General features: G+C 48.1%; 8 protein-coding genes. 4 read left to right on the top strand and 4 right to left on the bottom strand.

Annotated elements, in window-relative coordinates:
- Nucleotides 1-197 precede the first annotated feature (197 nt).
- Genes QUA99_RS14655 through QUA99_RS14645 form a run of 3 tightly spaced genes read left to right on the top strand, consistent with a single transcriptional unit; the run spans nucleotide 198 to nucleotide 10937 of the window.
- A complete protein-coding gene (locus QUA99_RS14655; RefSeq protein ID WP_333237837.1) occupies nucleotides 198-3761 on the top strand; it encodes an AAA-like domain-containing protein in 3564 nt (1187 codons plus the stop codon).
- Nucleotides 3762-3788: 27 nt separating this feature from the next.
- Nucleotides 3789-7388 carry an AAA-like domain-containing protein gene (locus QUA99_RS14650; RefSeq protein ID WP_333237835.1) on the top strand — a complete coding sequence of 1200 codons (3600 nt, stop codon included), beginning with the start codon at nucleotides 3789-3791 and terminating at the stop codon, nucleotides 7386-7388.
- Between the two features lie 27 nt (nucleotides 7389-7415).
- Nucleotides 7416-10937, top strand: a complete 3522-nt coding sequence (locus QUA99_RS14645; RefSeq protein WP_333237833.1) for a WD40 domain-containing protein — start codon at nucleotides 7416-7418, stop codon at nucleotides 10935-10937.
- A 244-nt stretch (nucleotides 10938-11181) separates the two neighbouring features.
- On the opposite strand, the gene QUA99_RS14640 is transcribed toward QUA99_RS14645, so the two are convergent.
- From QUA99_RS14640 to QUA99_RS14625, 4 genes are all read right to left on the bottom strand, one after another.
- Nucleotides 11182-14379, bottom strand: coding sequence for a DUF4347 domain-containing protein (locus tag QUA99_RS14640; protein WP_333343354.1), 3198 nt, complete (start codon nucleotides 14377-14379; stop codon nucleotides 11182-11184).
- Between the two features lie 304 nt (nucleotides 14380-14683).
- Entirely contained in the window at nucleotides 14684-18190 is a 3507-nt protein-coding gene (locus tag QUA99_RS14635) for a DUF4347 domain-containing protein (RefSeq protein WP_333237829.1), read from the bottom strand.
- Nucleotides 18191-18969: 779 nt separating this feature from the next.
- A complete protein-coding gene (locus QUA99_RS14630; RefSeq protein WP_333237826.1) occupies nucleotides 18970-19539 on the bottom strand; it encodes a DUF4347 domain-containing protein in 570 nt (189 codons plus the stop codon).
- A gap of 367 nt (nucleotides 19540-19906) precedes the next feature.
- Nucleotides 19907-21403 carry a hypothetical protein gene (locus QUA99_RS14625; protein ID WP_333237824.1) on the bottom strand — a complete coding sequence of 499 codons (1497 nt, stop codon included), beginning with the start codon at nucleotides 21401-21403 and terminating at the stop codon, nucleotides 19907-19909.
- 74 nt (nucleotides 21404-21477) lie between these two features.
- On the opposite strand from QUA99_RS14625, the gene QUA99_RS14620 reads away from it, so the two are divergent.
- Nucleotides 21478-23139, top strand: coding sequence for a glycosyltransferase family 39 protein (locus QUA99_RS14620; RefSeq protein WP_333237822.1), 1662 nt, complete (start codon nucleotides 21478-21480; stop codon nucleotides 23137-23139).
- Nucleotides 23140-23496 lie beyond the last annotated feature (357 nt).

The following is a 23496-nucleotide window of genomic DNA, read 5'->3' as shown; positions in this document are numbered from 1 at the left end:
AATTTACAACATTAGGCTATCTATATTGTAAAATAACTTCCAGTCGTTACTTTGTCAATAATATTATTTTTAAACAAACTCTTCGGAAAACGTAAATTTTAAGGATGGATGATAATTAAGCAGGAATGGTGACAAAAATTAACGCTCAGACTGCCTCTTTTTATAAACTTTCCCCTTTAAACCCACCCATAAACTGCATGACCCAGGTAACATACCAAATTGGTGGCAGTCTCGCCAGTGATGCGCCTACATACGTAGTGCGACAAGCCGATTCCGAACTTTATGAAGCCTTAAAAGCTGGCGAATTTTGTTACGTCCTAAATTCGCGGCAAATGGGCAAGTCTTCTCTCTTAGTCCGCACCCTGCACCGACTGCAAGCAGAAGGTTTTCAATGCAGCACGATCGACATGACCCGCATCGGCAGCGAAAACATTACTCCTTTACAATGGTACAAAGGAATTGTTGCGGATTTATGGCGCAGCTTCAATTTATTAGGAAAAGTTAATTTAAAAACTTGGTGGCAAGAACAAGAAGAAATTTCTCTCCTGCAAAGATTGAGTCAATTTATCGAAGATATCTTATTAGTTAAATTTTCGACACAGCGAATCTTTATATTTGTTGATGAAATTGACAGCATTTTAAGTTTAAATTTCCCCGTCGATGACTTTTTCGCTTTGGTTCGGTATTGTTACAACCAAAGAGCCATCAATCCCGAATATAACCGGATTACCTTTGCACTTTTCGGAGTAGCGACACCCAGCGATTTAATTGCCGATAAAACAAGAACTCCTTTTAATCTCGGACGAGCGATCGATTTGCCAGGATTTAACTTAGCGGAAGCACAGCCTCTAGCGACAGGATTAGAAAATGTAGTAACTAATCCGCAAGCAGTTCTCAAAGAAATCTTAGTTTGGACGGAAGGGCAGCCATTATTAACTCAAAAAATATGTGAATTAGTGGTAAAAATTGCAGGAAATTCACGCAGCAAAAGTTTAAAAATTCCACCGGGAACAGAGGGATTTTTTGTAGAATCGGTGGTGATAGAAAACATCATCAATAAATGGGAATCGCAAGACGAGCCAGAGCATTTAAAGACAATCCGCGATCGCCTGCTTTGGAACGAACAACGCACTGCACGTAGCTTAGGCATCTATCAACAACTGTTGCAGGGGGGTGAAATTGAAGCGGATGATAGTCGAGAGCAGATCGAACTGCTGCTATCAGGTTTGGTAGTGAAACAACAAGGTTTGTTGAAGGTCAGAAACCCGATTTATCAAGCAGTGTTTAACCTACAATGGGTAGAAAAACAGTTAGAGCAACTGCGTCCTTACTCCCAAGCTTTCAACGCTTGGATCGCTTCTCAACAACAGGATGAATCGCGACTGTTGCGGGGACAATCCCTCAAAGACGCTTCCTACTGGGCTCAGGGAAAAAGTTTGAGCGATTTGGATTATCAATTTTTAGCGACTTCTCAAGAATTAGACAGGCTGGAAGTACAGCAAGCGCTGGAAGCAGAACGAGTTAAAGAAGTCGAAGCGCGACTGGCAGAGGAACGCAAGCGGTTAGATTTACAGGGACAGACAGCGAAGCGACAGAGGAGGTTTATTGGGGCGTTGAGTGCAGCGCTGATAGTTGCGATCGCCTCCAGCATTCTCGCCCTCTGGCAGTACCATCACGCCGTCACCAGCGAAATTCAAGCCCTTACCTCCTCATCCTCCGGACAATTCGCCTCCCAACAGCGATTGGACGCCCTCGCGAGCGCCATCAAAGCCAGACGCAGGCTCGACACTCTCGCGAATTCGGGCCCCCAGTTGCGATCGCAAGTTGGACAAGTGCTGCAACAGGCCATCTACGGGACGGCAGAATTCAATCGCCTGCTGGGGCATTCCAGCCCGGTTCTGGCAGTTGATGTCAGCCCAGACAGTCAACTCATCGCCACTGGAGGCGGCGACCAAACAGCCAAGCTTTGGCAACGGGATGGCACCTTGCTGCACACTCTCGAGCACACGATCAGCAGCGTCTACGCCCTCCGTTTTACTCCCGACAGTCAGCGCCTGGTAACATCCAGCGTAGACGGCAACATTTATCTGTGGAGTCGGGAAGGCAAGCTGCTCAAAACCTTTCAGGGACACAGCGCTGCGATCTGGGCGATCGCCGTGAGTCCAGACGGTCAACGCATCGCCTCTGCCAGCGAAGACAGCACCATTCGGCTGTGGAGTGTCGATGGCAAACTGCTCAAAACCCTCAGCGGACATCAAGGTGCTGTTTGGGGTGTTGCCTTTAGCCCGGATGGAAACTTGCTCGCCTCTAGCAGCACAGACAATACGGTCAAGGTCTGGACTCTAGACGGCAAACTGGTGAGAACCCTGGAAGGTCACAGCGCGACCGTTTGGGACGTTGAGTTCGCTTTACTTGCAGACAATAGCGGCACCAAGCGTCCCGCCATCATCTCTGCCAGCGCTGACAACAATGTCAAACTCTGGCAACCCGACGGAACCCTGCTGCGAACTCTTAGCGGTAAAAGTGCGGAAGTGTTTGAAGTCGCCGTCAGCACAGCAGGCGATGTCATTGCTTCCGCCAGCGCAGACGGAACCATCAACCTCTGGAAACCGGACGGGACGCTGTTAAAAGTCCTCAAAGGTCATCAATCTGGAATTCGAGGCGTTACCTTTATTCCCAACAGTCAAATGGTTGTCTCCGCTAGCGACGACAATACCGCCCGACTTTGGAATCCGACCAACCCCTTCTCGAAAGTCCTTTACGGACATGGCGGCACGATTTGGGATGTGGATTTCAGTCCGGACGGTCAGATGCTAGCTTCAGCCAGTACGGATGGCAGTTTCAAACTGTGGGCGCGAGACGGCACGTTGCTGAAGTCTTTTGCCGGAAATAAGACTGCCGTTCGCTCCGTTGCTTTCCTCTCTGGTGCCAGCTTTGCCAATCCTGCTAATACACCCATCCTTGCTACCGCCAGTGAAGATAAAACGATTCAATTCTGGCAGTTCGACGGGACGCTGCTGAAAACCATTACAGGACATGGGGCGGGAGTGTGGGATGTCTCCGTCAGTCCAGACGGTCGGCTGCTGGCTTCTGCTAGCAACGATAAAACCGTGAAACTGTGGAAGCTGGACGGCAGGGCGGGTACGGGGGCACCGCCCCTACGAACTTTCACAGGGCATCGGGCTAGGGTTTACGATGTGGACTTTACCCCTGACGGACAGAGGCTGCTTTCAGCTAGTAGCGACAGCACTGCTCGGTTGTGGAGTCTTGACGGTAGGTTTTCCAAGACTCTAGAGGGTCATCGCAGCCCGATTTGGGAAGTTGCCATCAGTCCCGACGATCGCACTTTGGCAACTGCCAGCAGGGATGACACGATTAAACTCTGGACGATCGATGGCACGTTGCTCAAAACCCTCAAGGGAAATACTAGAGGCATGATGGCAGTTGATTTCAGTCCTGACGGTCAAATGCTGGTGGGGGGAGGCTCAACTGGCGCACTCAAACTTTGGAAAACTGACGGTACAGAAATAACGACGCTAACCGGACATGAAGGGAACGTTTGGGGGGTGGCGTTTAGTCCCGATGGCAAACAAATTGCTTCTGTTGGGGACGATCGTACTGTGATTTTATGGGATGTGGAGCGCATTCTCAAACTAGATGAACTGGCTTATGCTTGCGATCGCGTGCGGGATTATCTGCGAACAAGTGCCGATGTGAAGGAGGAAGATAGACATTTGTGCGATCGAGTGGGCGATCGTTAAATTATCCCAAACAATTAAATATCAATTATGAAAGATTACTCTTACCAAATTGGTGGCAGTCTCACAACTGATGCGCCTACCTATGTCCAACGACAAGCAGATATCGAACTTTATGATGCCTTAAAACGAGGCGAGTTTTGCTACGTTCTCAATTCCCGGCAAATGGGCAAATCTTCCCTTCTCGTTCGCACCCTGCACCGACTGCAAGCCGAAGGGTTTCAGTGCAGCACGATCGACATGACCCGCATCGGCAGCGAAAACATTACTCCTTTACAATGGTACAAAGGAATCGTTGGCGATTTGTGGCGCAGCTTTAATTTATTAGGACAAGTTAATTTAAAAACTTGGTGGCAAGAACAAGAAGAAGTTTCTCTCCTGCAAAGATTGAGTCAATTTATTGAAGATATTTTATTGACCGGATTTGCGGAAAATCGAATTTTTATATTTGTCGATGAGATTGATAGTATTTTAAGTTTAGATTTTCCGGTAGATGATTTTTTCGCCTTGATTCGTTTCTGCTACAATCAACGAGCTATCAATCCCGAATATACCCGCATTACTTTCGCAATTTTCGGAGTAGCTACACCCAGCGATTTAATCGCCGATAAAAATCGGACACCTTTTAATATCGGACAAGCGATCGATTTGTCAGGATTTAGCTTAGAAGAAGCGCCACCATTAGCGAAAGGGTTAGAAAATGTCATAGCCAATCCGCAGGCCGTTCTCAAAGAAATCTTAGATTGGACGGGAGGACAGCCCTTTTTAACGCAAAAACTATGTGAATTAGTAGTAAAAATGGCGGGGTCAGCCCACAGGGGTGATTTAAAAATACCACCGGGAACCGAGGAATTTTTTGTGGAATCGGTGGTGAGAGAAAACATCATCAATCAATGGGAATCGCAAGATGAGCCTGAGCATTTAAAGACAATCCGCGATCGCATCCTTCGCAACGAACAACGTGCCGGCAGATTGCTAGGTATTTATCAGCAAATTTTACAAAGCGTAGGGGCGATGCCCCCGTGCCCGCCCGTCCCAACCGATGACAGCCGAGATCAAATCGAACTATTGCTATCGGGTTTAGTGGTAAAAAAACATGGGTATTTGCAGGTAAAAAACAGAATTTATCAAGAAGTATTTAATCTCGAATGGGTAGAAAAACACTTAGGGCAACTGCGCCCTTACTCCCAACTATTTGATGCTTGGATCGCTTCCAAACAACAAGACGAATCGCGACTGTTGCGCGGACAAGCGCTGAAAGACGCTCAATCCTGGGCGCAAGGTAAAAGTTTGAGCGATTTGGACTATCAGTTTTTAGCCGCTTCTGGTGAATTAGACAAGTTGGAAATGCAGCAAGCACTGGAAGCAGAACGAGTAAAAGAAGTCGAAGCACGACTGGTAGAAGAACGCAAGCGCGTAGCTTATGAAAGAAAGACAGCACAGCGACAGCGCAAGTTTATTGCAGCGTTGAGCGGGTTGCTGATAGCTGCGATCGCATCCGCCATTTTTGCCCTCTGGCAATATTACCGCGCCGCCACCAGCGAAGTTCAAGCCCTCAGCATCTCCTCCACAGGGCAATTCGCCTCCCAACAGCGATTAGACGCCCTCCTCACTGCCATCAAAGCCAGACGCAGGCTTGAGGGCCTCCCTAATTCGGACCCCCAGTTGCGATCGCAAGTTCGACAAGTGCTGCAACAGGCCATCTACGGAACGGCAGAATTCAATCGCCTGACGGGGCATTCCAGCGTGGTTCTGGGCCTTGATGTCAGCCCAGACGCCCAACTCATCGCCACCGGCGGCGGCGACCGAACAGTCAAGCTGTGGCAGCGGGACGGTGCGCTGCTGCACAACCTGCAACACCCGGCTGCTGTCTTCGGGCTCAAATTCAGTCCCGACAGCCAGCGCCTGGTCACATCCAGTCTCAGCGGCAGCATTTATCTGTGGGATCGAGACGGCAAGCTCCTCAAAACCTTTCAGGGACACAGCGCTGCGATATGGGACATTGCCGTCAGTCCGGGCGGCGATCGCATTGCCACTGCCAGCGAAGACAGCACGATTCGCCTGTGGGACTTTAAGGGCAAACTGCTGGAGACCCTAAGCGGACATCAAGGTGGGGTTTGGGGTCTTGCCTTCAGTTCGGATGGAAACCTGCTCGCCTCTAGCAGCACCGACGGTACGGTCAAGGTCTGGACCAAGGACGGCAAAGGAGTGAGAACTCTGGAAGGGCACGCGGCTGCCGTTTGGGACGTTAAGTTCGCCTTCCTCGCAGACACTGACGGCACAAAACGTCTCGCTATTCTCTCTGCCAGCGCTGACAACACGGTTAAAATCTGGCAACTCGACGGAGGGGCAGGCACGGGGGCACTGCCCCTACTTACTCTCAGGGGTCACAGTTCGGAAGTGTTGGAAATTGCCGTCAGCGATACAGGCGATGTCATTGCTTCCGCCAGCGCAGACGGAACCATCAACCTCTGGAAGCCGGACGGGACGCTTTTGAAAGTCCTCAAAGGGCATCAATCTGGAATTCGCGGCGTTATCTTTATTCCCAACACTCAAATCGCTGTCTCCGTCAGCGACGACAATACCGTTCGACTCTGGAACCCGACAAACCCTTTCTCGAAAGTCCTGCACGGACACAGCGGTGTCATTTGGGATGTGGACTTCAGCCGGGACGGTCAGATGCTCGCTTCAGCCAGTTCGGATGGCAGCTTCAAACTGTGGGCGCGAGATGGCACGTTGCTGAAGTCTTTTGCGGGATACAAGGCTCCCGTTTACTCCGTTGCTTTCGTCTCTCCTGCGAACTTTGCCAAAGATGATATCTCGCCTGTACTCGCTTCCGCAGGTACAGATAAAACGATTAAACTCTGGCAGTTCGACGGGACACTGCTGAAAACTATAACAGGACATGGGGCGAACGTTTGGGATGTCTCCGCCAGTCCAGATGGTCGGCTACTGGCTTCTGCAAGTGACGACAAAACTGTGAAACTGTGGAACAAGGACGGCAGGGCGGACACGGGGGCACCGCCCCTACGAACTTTCAAAGGTCATGAGGCTAGGGTTTACGATGTGGACTTTACCCCCGACGGAAAGAAGCTCGTTTCCGTCAGTGGAGATGGCACAGTTCGGTTGTGGAGCCTTGACGGTCGCTTGAACAAGACTTTGAAAGGTCATCGCAGTGGAATTTGGGAAGTGGCTGTCAGTCCAGACGGTCGGACTTTGGCAAGTGCGAGCATGGATGACACGATTAAACTCTGGACGATCGATGGCGCGTTGCTCAAAACCCTTAAGGGAAATACTAGAGGCATGATGGCGGTTGATTTCAGTCCTGACGGTCAAATGCTGGTGGTGGGAGGCGCATCTGGCGCAGTCAAACTCTGGAAAATTGACGGGACAGAAATAACGACGCTCACCGGACATGAGGGAAATGTTTGGGCGGTGGCGTTTAGCCCCGATGGCAAACAAATTGCTTCTGTTGGGGACGATCGTACTGTGATTTTATGGGATTTGGAGCGCCTTCTCAAACTAGATGAACTCGCTTATGCTTGCGATCGCGTGCGGGATTATTTGCGAACTAATGCCGATGTGAAGGAGGAGGATAGACATTTGTGCGATCGAGTGGGCGATCGTTAAAGTCTCAAAAACCATGAACTCAAAACCATGAACAATTACCAATATCAAATCGGCGGCAGTCTCGCCAATAATGCGCCTACCTATTTAGTAAGAGAAGCCGATTCCGAACTCTATAAATCCTTAAAAGCAGGCGAATTTTGTTACGTCCTCAACTCGCGGCAAATGGGCAAATCTTCTCTATTAGTCCGCACCTTGCACCAATTGCAAGCTGAAGGATTTCAATGCAGTACGATCGACATGACCCGCATCGGCAGCGAAAATATCACTCCCCTACAATGGTATAAAGGCATGATTGGGGAACTGTGGCGCGGCTTCAATCTTTTAGGACAAGTTAATTTTAAAAGTTGGTGGAAAGAAGAAGAAGAAGTTTCTCTCCTCCAAAGATTGAGCCATTTCATCGAAGACATCTTGTTAGCCCAATTTCCAGAATACAGAATTATTATATTTGTTGATGAAATTGATAGCATTTTAAGTTTAGATTTTCCAGTAGATGATTTTTTTGCCTTGATTCGGTATTGTTACAACCAAAGAGCCATCAATCCAGAATACAATCGAATTACCTTCGCCATTTTCGGAGTAGCGACGCCCAGCGATTTAATAGTAGATAAAAATCGGACTCCTTTTAATATCGGACGAGCAATCGATTTGCAGGGTTTTTCTTTTGAGGAAGCACAACCATTAGCTTTAGGATTAGAAAATATAATACCCCATCCACCAGCAGTTATAAAAGAAATATTAGCTTGGACTGGAGGACAGCCATTTATGATCCAAAAAATATGTGAATTGGTGGTAAGAACTGCTAAAGAATCCCACGGCGTTGATTTAACAATACCACCGATAACTGAAGGATTTTTTGTCGAATATGTGGTCAGAGCGCAACTTATCGAGAACTGGGAATCGCAAGACGAACCAGAGCATTTGAAAACGATACGCGATCGCCTTCTTCGCAACGAACAACGCGCAGCTAGATTGCTAGGCATTTATCAGCAAATCTTACAAGGCGTAAAAGTGGCAACAGATGACAGCCGAGAACAAATCGAGCTCTTGCTATCGGGATTAGTCGTCAAACAGCCGGGTTATTTGCAGGTAAAAAACCGAATTTATCGAGAAGTATTTAACCTCGAATGGGTAGAGAAACAATTAGGGAAACTGCGCCCTTACTCCCAAGCCTTCGATGCTTGGATTGCTTCTAAACAACAGGATGAATCGCGGCTGTTGCGCGGTCAAGCGCTGAAAGACGCTCAATTTTGGGCCCAAGGAAAAAGTTTGAGCGACTTGGATTATCAATTTATCGCTGCCAGCCAAGACCTCGATCGCCAAGAAATCCAACTCGTTTTAGAAGCAGAACGGACAAAAGAGGTAGAAGTGCGACTTAGACAAGAACAAATACGGCTCGCACAAGAAAAAAAAGCTGCCAAACGACAACGAATTTTGCTATTTGCTGTGAGTGGTGCATTGCTGTTTGCCTGCATTTTAGGAGTGACAACTTATTTTGAGTATCGCCGAGCAGCAGAAAACGAACGTCAAGCAAGGATTAGTGAAATTAGAGCGCTGGCATCTTCTTCTGAGGGATTGTTTGCCTCAAACCGGAGATTAGACGCACTGATAGAAGCTATCAAAGCTAAACGAAAATTACAAAGATTAAAATCGGCAGATGCCAGTATCGATCGCGAAGTTGAAAATGTACTGCGACAAGCCGTTTATCAAGCAGATGAATCCAACCGTTTTTCTGGGCATAAAGCGGCTGTTATGGCAGTCGATATCAGTCCTGACAGTAAGCTGATTGCCTCCGCAAGTGTAGATAAAACTGTTAAACTTTGGCGGCGGGACGGAAGGGAAATCGCAACGCTCAAAGGTCATCAGGCGAGCATCAAAACAGTCAAATTTAGCCCGAACGGTCAACTCATTGCTTCTGGAAGTGACGATAACACCGTGAAAGTTTGGAGGTTGGACGGCACTTTGTTGAAAACTTTTCAGGGTCACAGTGCTAGCGTGTGGGGAGTGGCTTTTAGTCCCGACGGTGAAACAATTGCCTCTGCCAGCGGTGACAACACCGTAAAACTCTGGAACCAAGACGGCACTTTGTTGAAAACGCTTCAGGGTCATACTGCTGGGGTAGGGTCAGTAGTTTTTAGTCCCGACGGTGAAACAATTGCGTCGGCAAGTGGAGACAAAACGGTAAAACTCTGGAAGCGTGACGGCACTTTTCTGAGAACTCTCGAAGGTCATATTTCTGTCTTGTGTTCAGTGGCGTTTAGTCCCGACAGTAAGATAATTGCGTCGGCAAGTGGAGATAAAACGGTAAAACTTTGGAAGCGTGACGGCACTTTGCTGAGAACGCTCGAAGGTCATACGGCTGTGGTATCGGCCCTTGCTTTCAGCCCGGACGGTCAAACCATCGCCTCTGCCAGTCGGGATAAAACCGTAAAACTTTGGAACGTTGACGGAACAGAATTGACGACCTTCAGAGGTCACAGCGCTGCAATTTGGGGGGTTAATTGGAGTCCTGACGGCAGCTTTATTGCGTCGGCAGGCGGAGAAAACACCGTCAGACTGTGGGAAAGTCAAAATCCATTGCAGACAACTATTACTGCACATAAAGCCGGAATTTGGGCGATCGCTCTCAGTGCTGATAGCTCTACAATTGCTACAGGCAGCGAGGACGGCACAACTAAACTTTGGAGTCGCCAAGGCAAATTGCTGGCGACTTTCACCGGAGAGAATGCAGCAATTTATGGGGTTGCTATAAATCGCGACCGCCAGTTAATTGCTGCTGGCAGAGACGACCATAAGGTGAATGTGTGGCAGCGAAACGGCAATTCGAGTGCAACTTTAACAGGTCATAAAGCTGTGGTTGTTGCAGTAGCGTTTAGTCCTGACGGTCAAATCCTGGCTTCTTCAAGTCAAGATAACACGGTCAAGCTTTGGCGGCGCAATGGAACGTTACTGCATACCCTGACAGGACATAATACTCCTGTTTGGCACTTAGCATTTAGCCCAGACGGGCAGTTAGTTGCCTCCGCAGCAGGAGACGGGACTGTGAAGTTATGGCAGCTTGACGGTAAGTTAGTGAGAACCTTTCGAGGTCACGCTGCGGCAGTTTGGAGAGTTGGTTTTAACCGTCAAGGTAATATCATTGCTTCTGGCAGTGGAGACAATACCGTTAAGCTTTGGACTGTTGACGGTAAGTTATTGAGAACGCTTGTAGGTCACGCAGCAGCGGTGTGGGGAGTGGCGTTTAGTCCTGACGGTCAAATTATTGCTTCTGGCAGTGTAGACAACACGGTGAAGTTGTGGAAACTGGACGGTACGCAACTAACAACGCTTAGAGGTCACACGGCGGCGATTAGGGGATTGGCTTACAGTTCTGACGGAAAGTTTGTGGCTTCCGTCAGTGAGGATAACACGCTGATTCTGTGGAATGTGGAGCGAGTGTTGAATCTCAATTTGTTGGGTTATGGTTGCGATCGCGTCCGGGATTATCTGCAAACAAATGCCGATGTTAAAGAGGAGGACAGACATCTGTGCGATCGTATTAAAATGGAATAATATCAAGTCCGCTTTATTAGGAATTATAGATTAATATGTGTGGCTAGAGCATCAGAAGATTAGATGATATTTATCATACTTGGCTACTTTTTGTTGAAATATGCTATAATACTAAATCCGGCTTAACTACTTCCTTTATCTCTCAGTCTGCGGAGGCGGAATTCGTTTGTTTAGTAGTGGTTTCAACCGCCGAATGATACGCAGAACGATCGAGGGTATAGACAAACCGGATTTAGTATAATAACTACTGAGTGATAAAATCGCTAGCAGTCAGAATACCGGGTGTAATATTGTTAAGCTTCGCCAGCACTTGATTGCTAGCCGTCACGCTAATCAAAGTTTGATTGTTGCTAGAAGTAATACTGAGTTGATTGAAACTCAAATCAGGATTCAACCCAATTAAATCCTCTCCCTTACGGAAATCAGTAATGATGTCGCTACCCAAACTTTGATTTAGGAAAAATACATCATTTCCTGAACCGCCTGTCAAAGTATCGTCCCCAACATCGCCACTGAGGAAATCAGCACCGCTACCGCCGCTGAAAATATCGTTGCCTTTTCCGCCGTACATGGTATCGTTACCGATGTCGCCGCAGAGCACATCGTTTTCATTGCCGCCGAAGAGCAAGTCGTTGCCCTCACCGCCATCGAGACTGTCGTTTTCTTTGCCCCCGTAAAGCGTGTCATTTCCCAACAAGCCGAAAATTAGGTCTGCACCTTCATTGCCAAACACTGTATCGTTGCCGTTTCCAGCATTAATTGTGTCATTTCCTAAGTTGCCTAAAATGTAGTCGTCGCCATCTTCACCTAACAAGATATCGTCATCTTTGCCGCCAAAAATCGTGTCGCTGCCAAGGCCGCCGGCAACTGTATCATTGCCGAGATCTCCCCTGACAAAATCGCTGCCATCAGCGCCCACAACAGTGTCATTATCTTTGCCGCCGTAGATGGTATCGTTGCCAGCGCCACCAGAGATGAAATCGCTGCCTTCATTGCCGAAAAGCGAGTCGTTATCGGCACCGCCGTCAATGTTGTCATTGCCGCCCATGCCGTAAAGAATGTCGTTACCGGCAAGTCCGTTAATCGATTCGTTGATGCCGCCGCCCATGATGAAATCGGTATCTTCACCGCCGTTGAGGGTTTGTTGGACGGGGTTGGGGGTGATGGTGGCAGAGTTTAATTCCGGGGCGCTGACTGCATCGAATAAGCAATCATCTGCAATCGGTGTTGGAGTTGGAGTTGGAGTCGGCGCAGGCGTTGGAGTTGGAGTCGGTGTGGGAGTCGGTGTGGGAGTCGGTGTGGGAGTCGGTGTGGGAGTCGGTGTGGGAGTCGGTGTGGGAGTCGGTGTGGGAGTCGGAGTCGGCGTGATTGTAGTGAATTCAAAAGCGCCGATATCAACGATCGCACTTCCGTTGCTATCACCATCTTGAGGGCGAGTCACACCGCGCTGATCGGCAGCCGGCGCGCCCGCACCAGTACCGGTATCAATGGCAGGACTTCCTGCTAGCAGCGGCAGCACGAAAGCGCTGTTAATATTTTGTAAAGGGCCGAGTAAGGGGTCTGCGATCGTCACATTTGCCGTAACATTACTATCATTAGGATCGCCCGTCGTGAGTTTAGCGGGAAATTGAAGATTGTTTCCCCCATCGATGAGCTCCCGTCCTGTGTGCTGCCTAGTTTTAAAAGGATTACTTGCCGTATTGCTATCAAAAATCGAATTCTTGACAGTAATTGGAGATGCCACAGGATCGTTAAAAGTAGCAATACCTCCCGAATATTCAGCGGTATTTTTAGCAAAAGTCGAGTTGACGATGTTAGTTGAAAAAGAATCGCTGTTGGCGACAAGTATTGCACCACCCTGCTTAGCAGCGGTGTTGCCGGAAAATGTACTGTTAACAATGCTAACGTTGCTCTTTTCTCCAATCCACATACCGCCGCCGTTATCATCGGCTGTGTTGTTGGCAAAGGTGCAGTTTGTCATTGTCAAATCGGCATTGCCGTGACGTACTCCGCCGCCGGATCCTGCTGAACCATCGGCATTTTTGACAGCTTTGTTGTTAATAAAAGTGCTATTTTCCAAAACCACTTTGTCTTGAGAATAGCCAAACAGAAATGCTCCCCCTGCTTCTCCAGCACCAATATTCCCGTCAAAACTGCTCCCGCGAATAATGATGTTGCCACCGATCGCATCGTTAGTTAATTCGCTCGCTCCATCGACGTAAACTGCCCCACCAACGCCTTTTTCTGTGCGGTTGCCGGTGAATTTAGAGTTTTCGATCGTCATGCTGCCCAACAGGTTATTAACAGCTCCGCCGTAGCTGCCTTTGTTGTTGGTAAATTCGCTATCTCGGATCGTCAGAGAACCCCCGCTTTTCGTAGCGATCGCGCCGCCGCCGCGTTCGGTATCATCCGCTAGCGAACCGTCATTGCCGCTAAACTTGCTGTTAATTACAGTAGTAGTGCTGCGGAAACCTGTATAAATGCCGCCACCAAAACCTGCAGCATTATTATTGACTTGGCAATTTTCTAAAGTTAAAGTGCTGTTACCTCCCGTTTGAATGCCACCACCGGCGCTAGTTTCATCATTATCCGGGTCGGTTCCAGAAACTTTGCCGTTGGCAACAATCAGGTTTTTTAGAGTAACATTGGTTGAACCTTCGGTGAGGATAACCCGCGAAGCATTGTTGCCGCTGAGAGTTAAATTGGCTGCACCAACTGCATCAATTGTCAAGTTTTTGTTGATGACCAGTTGACCGGAAGTGAGAGTAATTGTTTGACTGGCAAGAGTGGAGGCAAATTGAATAGTATCGCCGGCGGCTGCGGAGGCGATCGCATCTCTCAATGAACCGGGCCCGCTATCATTATTGTTAGTAACGGTAACAGTCGCTAAAGTCCCTGGGTAATCCGCCATTGCCTCTGGAGTCAAGGCTAGCGGTGCTTCAATATCACCCTTGGCAAACTCCAAATTCCAGTTACCGCCGCGACCAGTGCGATCGCTAGATGCCGCAATATCAGCCCCGGTTAACTCGCCCAGGCGATCGACAAAATCGCTCCCAGAACCCGCAGCCACATCGCAGCCGTAAAGCACGATATCAGCTTGGTCGCTCAGCGCATTTCGCCACCCTTGCAACTGGCTTTCATATTGCGGCAAATTATCCGAATTTAACGTCGCAGAACCTAGCTGCAAGCTGCCAGAATTGCCGTGAGAAAAAATGTGAACTTGATCTACACTTTCCCCAGCCGCAGCGATTTTTTGCAGTTCGGCAGTAATTTGCTCTACTCCGTTGCCATTTTTATCTAAAACGATCGTCTCAGTACCGGGAAGCACGCCGTCAGCAATAGTTTGATAGTCATCTAAATCAGAATCAATGAAAACAATAGATTTAGGACGAGAATTGCGGAGAACAGATTGTGAATCAATACTGGCAAAAGTTGAGTTCATTTTGCATACCCTATGAGAATGTTTGCTGTTTAGTGGCAGATACACCTCAGCAGCAATCGAATTAAGTGCGATCGCTATTTATATAAAATCATCGAGCGGGCCCTAATTAAGTTTGTCGTAAAAACTTCCGTCCTCGGTCTAAGCTGATATTCACTAAGAATTTTAGTTCTTACTACAAACACTTTTGACTGCTAAAAATTAACCAAAATTGCTATCAATCATGCTTTGCTTCGATCGGGCGGGGCAGGATGCAAGCCTGCCCGCGCACAACTTATTGCAATTAAAAATGCAGCACAAACAGCAATTAAATTGTTACCTGAGTGAAATCGCTAGCGGTGAGAGTACCGGGCGCACCGTTAAGCTTCGCTAACAATTGATTGGTGCCAGTCACGCTAATCAAAGTCTGATTGTTGCTGGAAGTAATACTGAGTTGATTGAAACTCAAATCAGGATTCAACCCAATTAAATCCTCTCCCTTACGGAAATCAGTAATGATGTCGCTACCCAAACTTTGATTGAGGAAAAACACATCATTTCCCGAACCTCCAGTCAAAGTATCGTCCCCAACATCGCCACTGAGGAAATCAGCACCGCTGCCACCGCTGAAAATATCGTTGCCTTTGCCACCGTACATGGTATCGTTGCCGATGTCGCCGCAGAGCACGTCGTTTTCATTGCCGCCCAACAGCAAGTCGTTGCCCTCACCGCCATCGAGACTGTCGTTTTCTTTGCCACCGTAAAGCGTGTCATTTCCCAATAAGCCGAAAATTAGGTCTGCACCTTCATTGCCAAACACTGTATCGTTGCCATTTCCAGCATTAATTGTGTCATTTCCTAAGTTGCCTAAAATGTAGTCGTCCCCATCTTCGCCCAACAAGATATCGTCATCTTTGCCGCCAAAAATGGTGTCGCTGCCAAGGCCGCCGGCCACTGTATCATTGCCGAGATCTCCCCTGACCAAATCGCTGCCATCAGCGCCAACCACAGTGTCATGATCTTTGCCGCCGTAGATGGTATCGTTGCCAGCGCCACCAGAGATGAAATCGCTGCCTTCATTGCCGAAGAGTGAATCGTTATCGTCACCGCCGTCAATGTTGTCATTGTCGCCCATGCCGTAAAGAGTGTCGTTACCGGCAAGTCCGTTAATTGACTCGTTGATGCCGCCGCCCATGATGAAATCGGGACCTTCACCGCCGTTGAGAGTTTGTTGGACGGGGTTGGGCGTGATGGCAGCAGGGTCGAGTTGCGGGGCGTTGATGTCATCCAGCAGGCCAGCATCCGAGGCCGGAGTTGGAGTTGGTGTCGGCGCAGGCGTTGGAGTTGGTGTCGGCGCGGGCGTCGGAGTCGGAGTTGGCGCGGGCGTCGGAGTTGGTGTCGGCGCGGGCGTTGGAGTCGGAGTCGGCGCAGGTGTTGGAGTTGGTGTCGGCGCAGGCGTTGGAGTCGGAGTTGGCGCGGGCGTCGGAGTCGGTGTCGGCGCCGGAGTTGGAGTCGGTGTCGGCGCGGGCGTTGGAGTCGGAGTCGGCGCCGGAGTCGGAGTCGGCGCCGGAGTCGGAGTCGGAGTCTCAGTCGGAGTTGGCGCGGGTGTTGGTGTCGGCGCAGGCGTCGGAGTCGGAGTCTCCGTCGGAGTTGGAGTTGGTGTCGGCGCGGGTGTCGGAGTTGGTGTCGGCGCGGGCGTCGGAGTCGGCGTCGGGACGACAGTACCTCCCAATTCAAAAGATCCGCTGTCGGCGATCGCACCTGGAATGCTGTCGCCATCTTGAGGGCGAGTCCCGCCGCGCTGATCCGTAGCGGGTGCACCGGTGTCAATCCCTGCATCAATTGCCGGACTTCCTGTCAGCAGGGGCCTGACTAAAGCGCCGTTGATGTTTTGCAAAGGGCCGAGTAAGGGGTCTGCGATCGTCACACTTGCCGTCACCTTGGTATCGGTGTTAATCACCGGCCACTGAAAATTCCCTCCTCGATCGGTGTATTGGTCCGTGGTGTGTTGGTTAATTCCCCAAGGGTTTCCTCCGTTGCCCGCTGTATTGTTGGAAAAAATCGTGTTTTTGAGGGTGACATTATTGGCATCGGCGAAGATACCTCCACCAACCCAGCCGGCGTAATTATCGGCGATCGTCGTGTTAACAATAGTTGTGGGTGCACCAAGAGTCATTGCACCGCCGAGTTTGTCGTAGCCATCAGGCACAGTAGTAGGAACTGAGTTGCCAGAAAACGTACTGTTAGTAATCGTAGTAGGGGCATTTCGCATCCACAGGCCGCCACCTTGATTGCCGGCTTTGTTGCCCGCAAAGGTGGTGTTGGTAAGGGTCAATCCCTGGTTGGTGCTGTCGCTCAAAATCGTTACCCCACCACCGTTTCCAGCATTTCCACCGTTGGGTAGCGCCAGAATTTCGTTGTTTTGGAAAGTGCTATCTGCAATAGTTACGCTGTCTTGAGCGCCGGTGAACAGGTAAGCTGCTCCGCCTTCGCCCCGGCCTTTGTTGTCTTGAAATACGCTTTTGGTAATGCTAATTGTGCCGGAAGGCTCGTCAGTAGAACTAGCTCTGTCTGTGTAAATTGCGCCGCCGAAACCCCTTAAAAAAGAATTGCCGTTGGGATCGTCTGGAGCGAAAACGGCTGCGGTGGTGTCGTTGCCGATAAATCGCGAGTTTTCAACTTTTAACTTGCCGTTGAGGCTATTAATGGCGCCGCCGTTAATTCCTAAGTTGTTGGTAAAATCGCTGTTAACAACGGTGAGGTTTTTATTACTTGCAAAAGCAATACCGCCAGCGCCGCGTTCATCGTTGGTTGCGGTGGCTTTATTTCCGGTGAATTTACTGTTGGTAACGGTCAGGGTGTTGTTCCAGCCGCTGAAGATTGCACCGCCACCTTTATCAGCAACGTTGTTGGTAAACTGAACGTTTTCTACGGTCATCGCTACTTCGTCAGTTGTACCGATCGCACCCCCGTTATCAGCCGTTTTGCCGTTGATAATAATGAGGTTTTTGACGGCAAAGCTGGTGGCGATATCAACGTTGGCATTGACAAAAAAGGCGCGGGATGCGTTGTTGCCACTGATGGTTAAACCGGGTGCGGCCGCACCGTCAATGGTGATATTTTTGCCAGCGGGAATATCGAGTTGGCCGCTGGTGAGGGTAATAGTTTGGCTGGCTAAACCGGGAGCGAAGGTAATTGTATCGCCGGCAACAGCGCTGGCGATCGCAGCCCTTAATGAACCGGGGCCGCTATCGCTATTGTTGGCTACTACGATAGTAGCTAAATTACCTTGGTAACTTGCCATAGCCTCGGCTTGCAAGGCTAAGGGAGATTCAATTTGGCCAGAGGCAAATTCTAAATTCCAGTCGCCGTCGCTGCCGGTTATGTTGGTGGAGGCGGCAACGTCAGCCCCGGTTAATTGACTGAAGCGATCGACGAAATTAACACCTGTACCGGAGGCTACATCGCAGCCGTACAGCATGATATCTGCTTGTGGGGCTAGTGAAGTTTGCCACTTTTCTAACTGGCTTTTGTATTGCTCTATGTTATCTGAACCCAGAGCAGTATTGCCGAGTTGTAGGCTGCCAGAATTGCCGTGAGAAATAATGTGAACCGAGTCTATCGCCCCGTTAGTAGAAGCGTATTTTTCAATTTCAGAGGTGATTTGTTCGATGCCGTTTTTGGCGCTATCGAGTATTACTACCTGCTGTCCCGGCAGCACTCCCGCTGCAATTGACTCGTAATCTTCCACGCCGGAGTCAATGAAGACTAAGGAGCGCAGTGGCAATTTTTCAAAAGAAGATTGTGAGTTAACTTGAGCGAACGTAGAAGTCATATTGGATACTCCATTAAGGGCATGATTGGTAGATACACCCCGGAGTAATCTCATCAGGCTTATTTGATTATATCTTACCACCCTATTTGCAAAAATTGCAACATTAAAAAAATATTTTTTTAATGTTATTTTTATCCTGATTTACCTGTTGTCCCTGGTAGATACGGATTTTTTTGATGGCTACCGCTGGGGAATAAAGCACAAAAATTACCGGAAATATTCTCATAAATCCTGCTTTTAAAGTCCGCAGTTTTTCAGTTTTATTTGGCTAAATGCAGCCCTAATTTTAAATTAGGATATCCAGGAGGTAATTCCCCCCATGAGTAACGATTTTAAATTATATTTAGTCGTTTTCATTTGAATGTGATATTTTACGTATATACACACTTTACTGCGGTATCCATACCTATCTTTCCTCCAATAGAAAACAGAATTATGTACATTTAGAATAATTATATATGCTGGAAAATCCTAGATTTTTCACATACAAAAATACTGATACCCAGTGGGTTTGGTTGCATTTACTAAGACTCAAAACTGTCTGATATTAACAGGGGATTAATCGCTGGCGATCGCGTTTTTTGTGGGCTGGCGCAGGCACTTTGAGGGCGGCTACCGTCACTACAAACGTGATTAGAATTCTTCAGCGGTAGTCGATCTGATTGCAGATTGAGTCAAATCAAATCGTTGATTTGGATCGCGCCTGCGTCCCCTCATTACAATTGGATTCAGACCAGTCTCCCTCAGCACGCTATACACTCTCAATTGGATCGGTCTCCTTAATTAGCAAACAGTCGATCGCGCCTGCCGCCGTGGCCGAGTGTGTCACTATTTCGATCGGCATAACACGAACCAAGTCCGCTTTTTTTACTTAGGGAACTGTGCCATTGTGGCAATTGACTTTTGTATGGTTCGAGATAATCTGAACTGAGGATAACAGAGCCTAATTGCCGTTTGCCCGAGCTACTGTTAGAAATTGTGCGAACTTTGTCAATCTCTCTCAGGATAGAGGCATATGTTTGAAGTGCCGAGGTAATTTGCTGGATGCCTTGAGAATTGGAGTGGAGTAAAATTACTTCTTCACCAGCCAAAATCTCCGAGACAAAATATCCACTCTCATGGAGACTGGAGTCATTCGATTTTAGATTTGAGATTTTGGATTTTGGATTGACTTGCGCGAGACAAATTCGGGGGCTTGAGGATTTTAGATTTGAGATTTTGGATTGATTCCACGGATAAATCACGTGGCGGGTACCATCAAGAAATTCTTGGTCATTGAATACAAAGTTTTTGGATGGGGGATTGCGGTATTCCGAGGCGGAATTGGTTAGCGTCATAGAAGTGAACATATTCTGTCCTCCAAAAAGGTGTTTAGCGGTAGATATACCCCTGGAGTCAGATCCTCAGAAACTGCCGTTGACCTTGTTTATTTCGCTAATTCTTATTTAACCTACCTATCAGTTTGGCCTATTTTGGCTGCACTGCCATCCGCGATCGCACGGAATTTATATTCTGCGTGTTTTCCCCTACTACCGACACACCCGCAATTACCGAGCCATCCTATATCCTATCCGTGACACCACTTTAAAAAAAGCATCCAACTTTAGGCGAGTGCTTCAAACCTAGATATTTATCAGTCACTGCCAATTCTTTAATCTAAAATATAAAATCTAAAATGGTATGACAGTTAGTTGATTGGCGGGGAAACAGCACAGATCAAGATTCTGTGGAAGATGGCGGTTTCTTCCCTGCATTGCGAATATTAATAACTTTGTTGAGCGCATCGAACCAAAAACCAGACCCCATAGAAATAGCTACGCCGCTCAATATCCAACCAAACAATTTTGCCATCAAAGCCGGCAACAATAAATTGCCCCGCGCATCTATTTTTAACCTGTTCGGTTCGCTCCATCCAACAGGCAAAGCTACATTATCCAAAGCTATATCTACATCATTTTGAACTTTTCTCAGACTTGTTAAATTATCTAATTTAGCCTTAGCATTTTTTTCCAACAACTGCTGAGCGTACAAATTAACATTCGATCGCAGCATCGAATCCTTAGACAACCGATTAATAATATTAATGCTATCAGCATTAGCAGCGACGGCGATCGCAGTTCCGAGCAAAATCGCTACCCCTCGGGAATTCCGCTTGTAAACGCCAGAAGCACGCTGCATCGATTGGTCAAACCAAATTTCAATTTCTTGCTGAAACCGCTGCAACTGCTCTTGAGTATCTCCGCCGCGTTTTTCAGCGCGCTGCGCTAAAATATAAAGGCTGCGTTTCAAAGATTCTGGCATATTGTCTAAGGTTTCTTGAATTTGTTGGTAAATCGGACTGTCCTCTTGCTCCTCCCTAATTTGTGCTCTCGTATCCTGACTTGTCCTAACTTTCCTAACAGTATTTAACAGATTGCTCAAACTCGGTTGCAGTTGCGAGCGCAGCGCCTCGCGTTCAACTTTGCTATCAAAAGTAGCCTTGACAAATGCCATCTGCCTCTGAAATTCTCTACCTCCTAGCTCTGTTTCCGGCAGGTAAACCTGAGAATCCTTAATATAAAATCCTAACTTTTCCGACATCCGATCCAAGCTGTTGTTCAAACTTACCACATCGTTTTTATAATCTTCAACCACTCGATTAAACTCCGCAGTCAGCCAGCCTAATTCTTGCTCGATAATCGGTTGAGTAGACTCCGGCAGATTCAGACCCTCTACAATCACTTTAATTTGTGCCAACTGTAAGTTTTTAAATCTTTCCAATCTGATTTTAGAGATCGAACCCATCAGACTATAAATCTTTAAAGTATCCAAAAGGCTAGCAGAAAAACACTCTGCTGGAATATACGAAGGCCCACTTGATTTATTGCCGAAAACATTTTTAGTGCCAGTAACTAGGCGGTAAAAATCCCCCATGCGGTGCGTAACAGAGCGGACGCCCTCTGCTAGAATCCCTTTGGCTCCCTGATTTAAATCCTTGATAATCGGATTGATGTAAATCGAATTAGCCAACTGTCCGACTCGCTGAAATTGTACCGGATCTTTCACGCCTTCGCTGCCGCCAGAAATCAGGACTTCGATCGACTTCTTTAAATGTTCCGCCCGCCACTGCAAAACAGTAGCAATCAGTTCCTGAATTTCCGAAGCTAGCAAGCTTAAAGTCAGGTAGATAAATACTAAACCAATGATAATATCTATAATTACAGGCAAGTTCATGGTATTTTCCTAGTCGCAAATAACTGCTATCTAAGTTTACCTTCAGTTTGGGACGCTCAAAACTCTCTTAACTTATGTCAGAAATCTTTCCATCCCTGGGCAGCAAACCGAAAAATCGCTGGAATGACAGCTTTACAGACAGACTGTGGATGCTGGCTTTTTTGTTGGCTGCAGTGCTGATTTTCGGGCTGAATCTGGGTGGCGTGGCTTTGCGGGATTGGGATGAAGGCATTGCAGCGCAGGTCAGCCGCGAAATTTGGCGCGGCAACTTAAATTGGCTGTATCCGACGATCGGCTCAATGCCTTATTTGAACAAGCCACCGCTGGTACACTGGCTGATGGGGCTGTGTTTTGCCGCCGGTGGTGTCAGCGAATTGACCGCGAGGTTGGTACCGGCGATGCTGACAGCCGCTTCAGTGCCCCTGCTTTACGCGATTGGGAGGGAGTTGTTTCCGCAGCGTTCGAGCTCCATTTTTTCGGCCCTGGTCTATCTGACGCTGCTACCGATAGTGCGACACGGACGTTTGGCGATGTTGGACGGGGTAGTTTTGTTTTTTTTGCTCGCAGCAGTGTGGTGTTTGCTACGATCGCGCCGCGACTTGCGCTACGCTTTGGGGGCGGGGATTGGGTTCGGACTCATTTGCCTGACGAAAGGCGTCATGTTGGGGCTGCTGCTGGGGGCGATCGGCTTTTTGTTCCTGGTTTGGGATACACCGCGACTCCTCACTTCTGGGTATCTTTGGGGCGGATTGGCGATCGGAACTTTCCCCGTAGCTGCTTGGTATTTTGCCCAGTGGCTGCATTACGGCCAAGATTTTATCAACGCTAATTTAGTTAGCCAATCTTTCCGTCGCATTTGGGAACCTGTGGGCAATCACAAAGGCCCGCCCTGGTATTATCTTTTAGAAATTTTAGAATCAGCTTGGCCGTGGCAGTTATTTTATCTGCAAGGGCTGTATTTTAGTTGGGAAAATCGCAATTTTCCCGGGCCAAAATTAGTGTTGGTTTGGACTGGAGTATATCTGCTGGCTATTTCTGTGATGAATACTAAATTGCCTTGGTATGTTTTGCCAGTTTATCCAGCTTTTGCTCTAGCCGTTGGCAGTTATCTCGCTGAAGTTTGGGAGCAACTGTCGGTGCCACCTGAGCCGGTCAAAGATGAAGTCGAAGAACATTTTGATGCTATTTCTTTTTTGCCTCATCCCGCGATTTTGGCAATACTGGCTGTAGTTGCTGTCGCCGGTTTCCTGTATTTCGGGTCAGGATTTCCACTGGGGGGGCGCAATTGGTCCCCCGAGCGAGATTTGCAGTTAATGCTGATGTTTGTAGCTTTGACAATGACAATGGCTGCCGTCTTGCTGCACCGCAAAGACCGGCAGTTTATATTAGTTTTAATTTGGGGAACTTACCTGACGCTGTTGGTATTGGTCGCTTCGGATAACTGGGTTTGGGAACTGGCAGAGGATTATCCAGTTAAGCCGATCGCCGAAATTGTCCGCACAGGAACTCCGGTCGGTCAAGAGGTTTTTACCTCTCACCGTTTACCGCGCCCCTCGCTGAATTTCTACAGCAACCGCCAAGTTATTGTCGCCGACGCGCCGACACTCAAACAGAAATGGCAAACTCTTCCTCAACCTTATTTTCTGTTAGAAAAACCAGTTCTCAAACATTTAGGTTTGCAGAATGCTGAGATTGTGAAAACAGCAGACGATTGGGTTTTGGTAACTAAAAAGTAATTTGGCGAGCCAGAAACCTGGTTTTTCCGACCATACTCATTACCGACCCAAATACCAAAAAAAACCCGGTTTATTAGATTTTCTGCGAGCCAGAAACCGGGGTTTTTCCGACCATCCTCATTACCGACCCAAACACCCCAAAAAAACCGATTTCTTTGATTTTGATGCGTCCAGGACTGAATATTTAAGCGGAACTTCCCCCGCGTGCGGGGGAAGTTCCGTCTAAAAACAATCATCTCAAAAACCAGCCCCCACTCACGAAGAATAGTTAGGATCGTCAATTAAATCCCACATTCCGCAGATGTGGGTCGGATTTCTTTATCAGTTGTGAAAACTTGGAAGCCAAACACTTTTAGG

Origin of the sequence: Microcoleus sp. F10-B2, from assembly GCF_036704965.1 — a bacterium.
In the GTDB taxonomy this organism is placed as follows: domain Bacteria; phylum Cyanobacteriota; class Cyanobacteriia; order Cyanobacteriales; family Microcoleaceae; genus Microcoleus.
This window is presented reverse-complemented; position numbering and strand designations above follow the sequence as displayed.

Coding starts and splice junctions, on each gene's coding strand:
- QUA99_RS14655 (WP_333237837.1), top strand. CDS start 198: ATGACCCAGGTAACATACCAAATTGGTGGCAGTCTCGCCAGTGATGCG.
- QUA99_RS14650 (WP_333237835.1), top strand. CDS start 3,789: ATGAAAGATTACTCTTACCAAATTGGTGGCAGTCTCACAACTGATGCG.
- QUA99_RS14645 (WP_333237833.1), top strand. CDS start 7,416: ATGAACAATTACCAATATCAAATCGGCGGCAGTCTCGCCAATAATGCG.
- QUA99_RS14640 (WP_333343354.1), bottom strand. CDS start 14,379: ATGAACTCAACTTTTGCCAGTATTGATTCACAATCTGTTCTCCGCAAT.
- QUA99_RS14635 (WP_333237829.1), bottom strand. CDS start 18,190: ATGACTTCTACGTTCGCTCAAGTTAACTCACAATCTTCTTTTGAAAAA.
- QUA99_RS14630 (WP_333237826.1), bottom strand. CDS start 19,539: ATGTTCACTTCTATGACGCTAACCAATTCCGCCTCGGAATACCGCAAT.
- QUA99_RS14625 (WP_333237824.1), bottom strand. CDS start 21,403: ATGAACTTGCCTGTAATTATAGATATTATCATTGGTTTAGTATTTATC.
- QUA99_RS14620 (WP_333237822.1), top strand. CDS start 21,478: ATGTCAGAAATCTTTCCATCCCTGGGCAGCAAACCGAAAAATCGCTGG.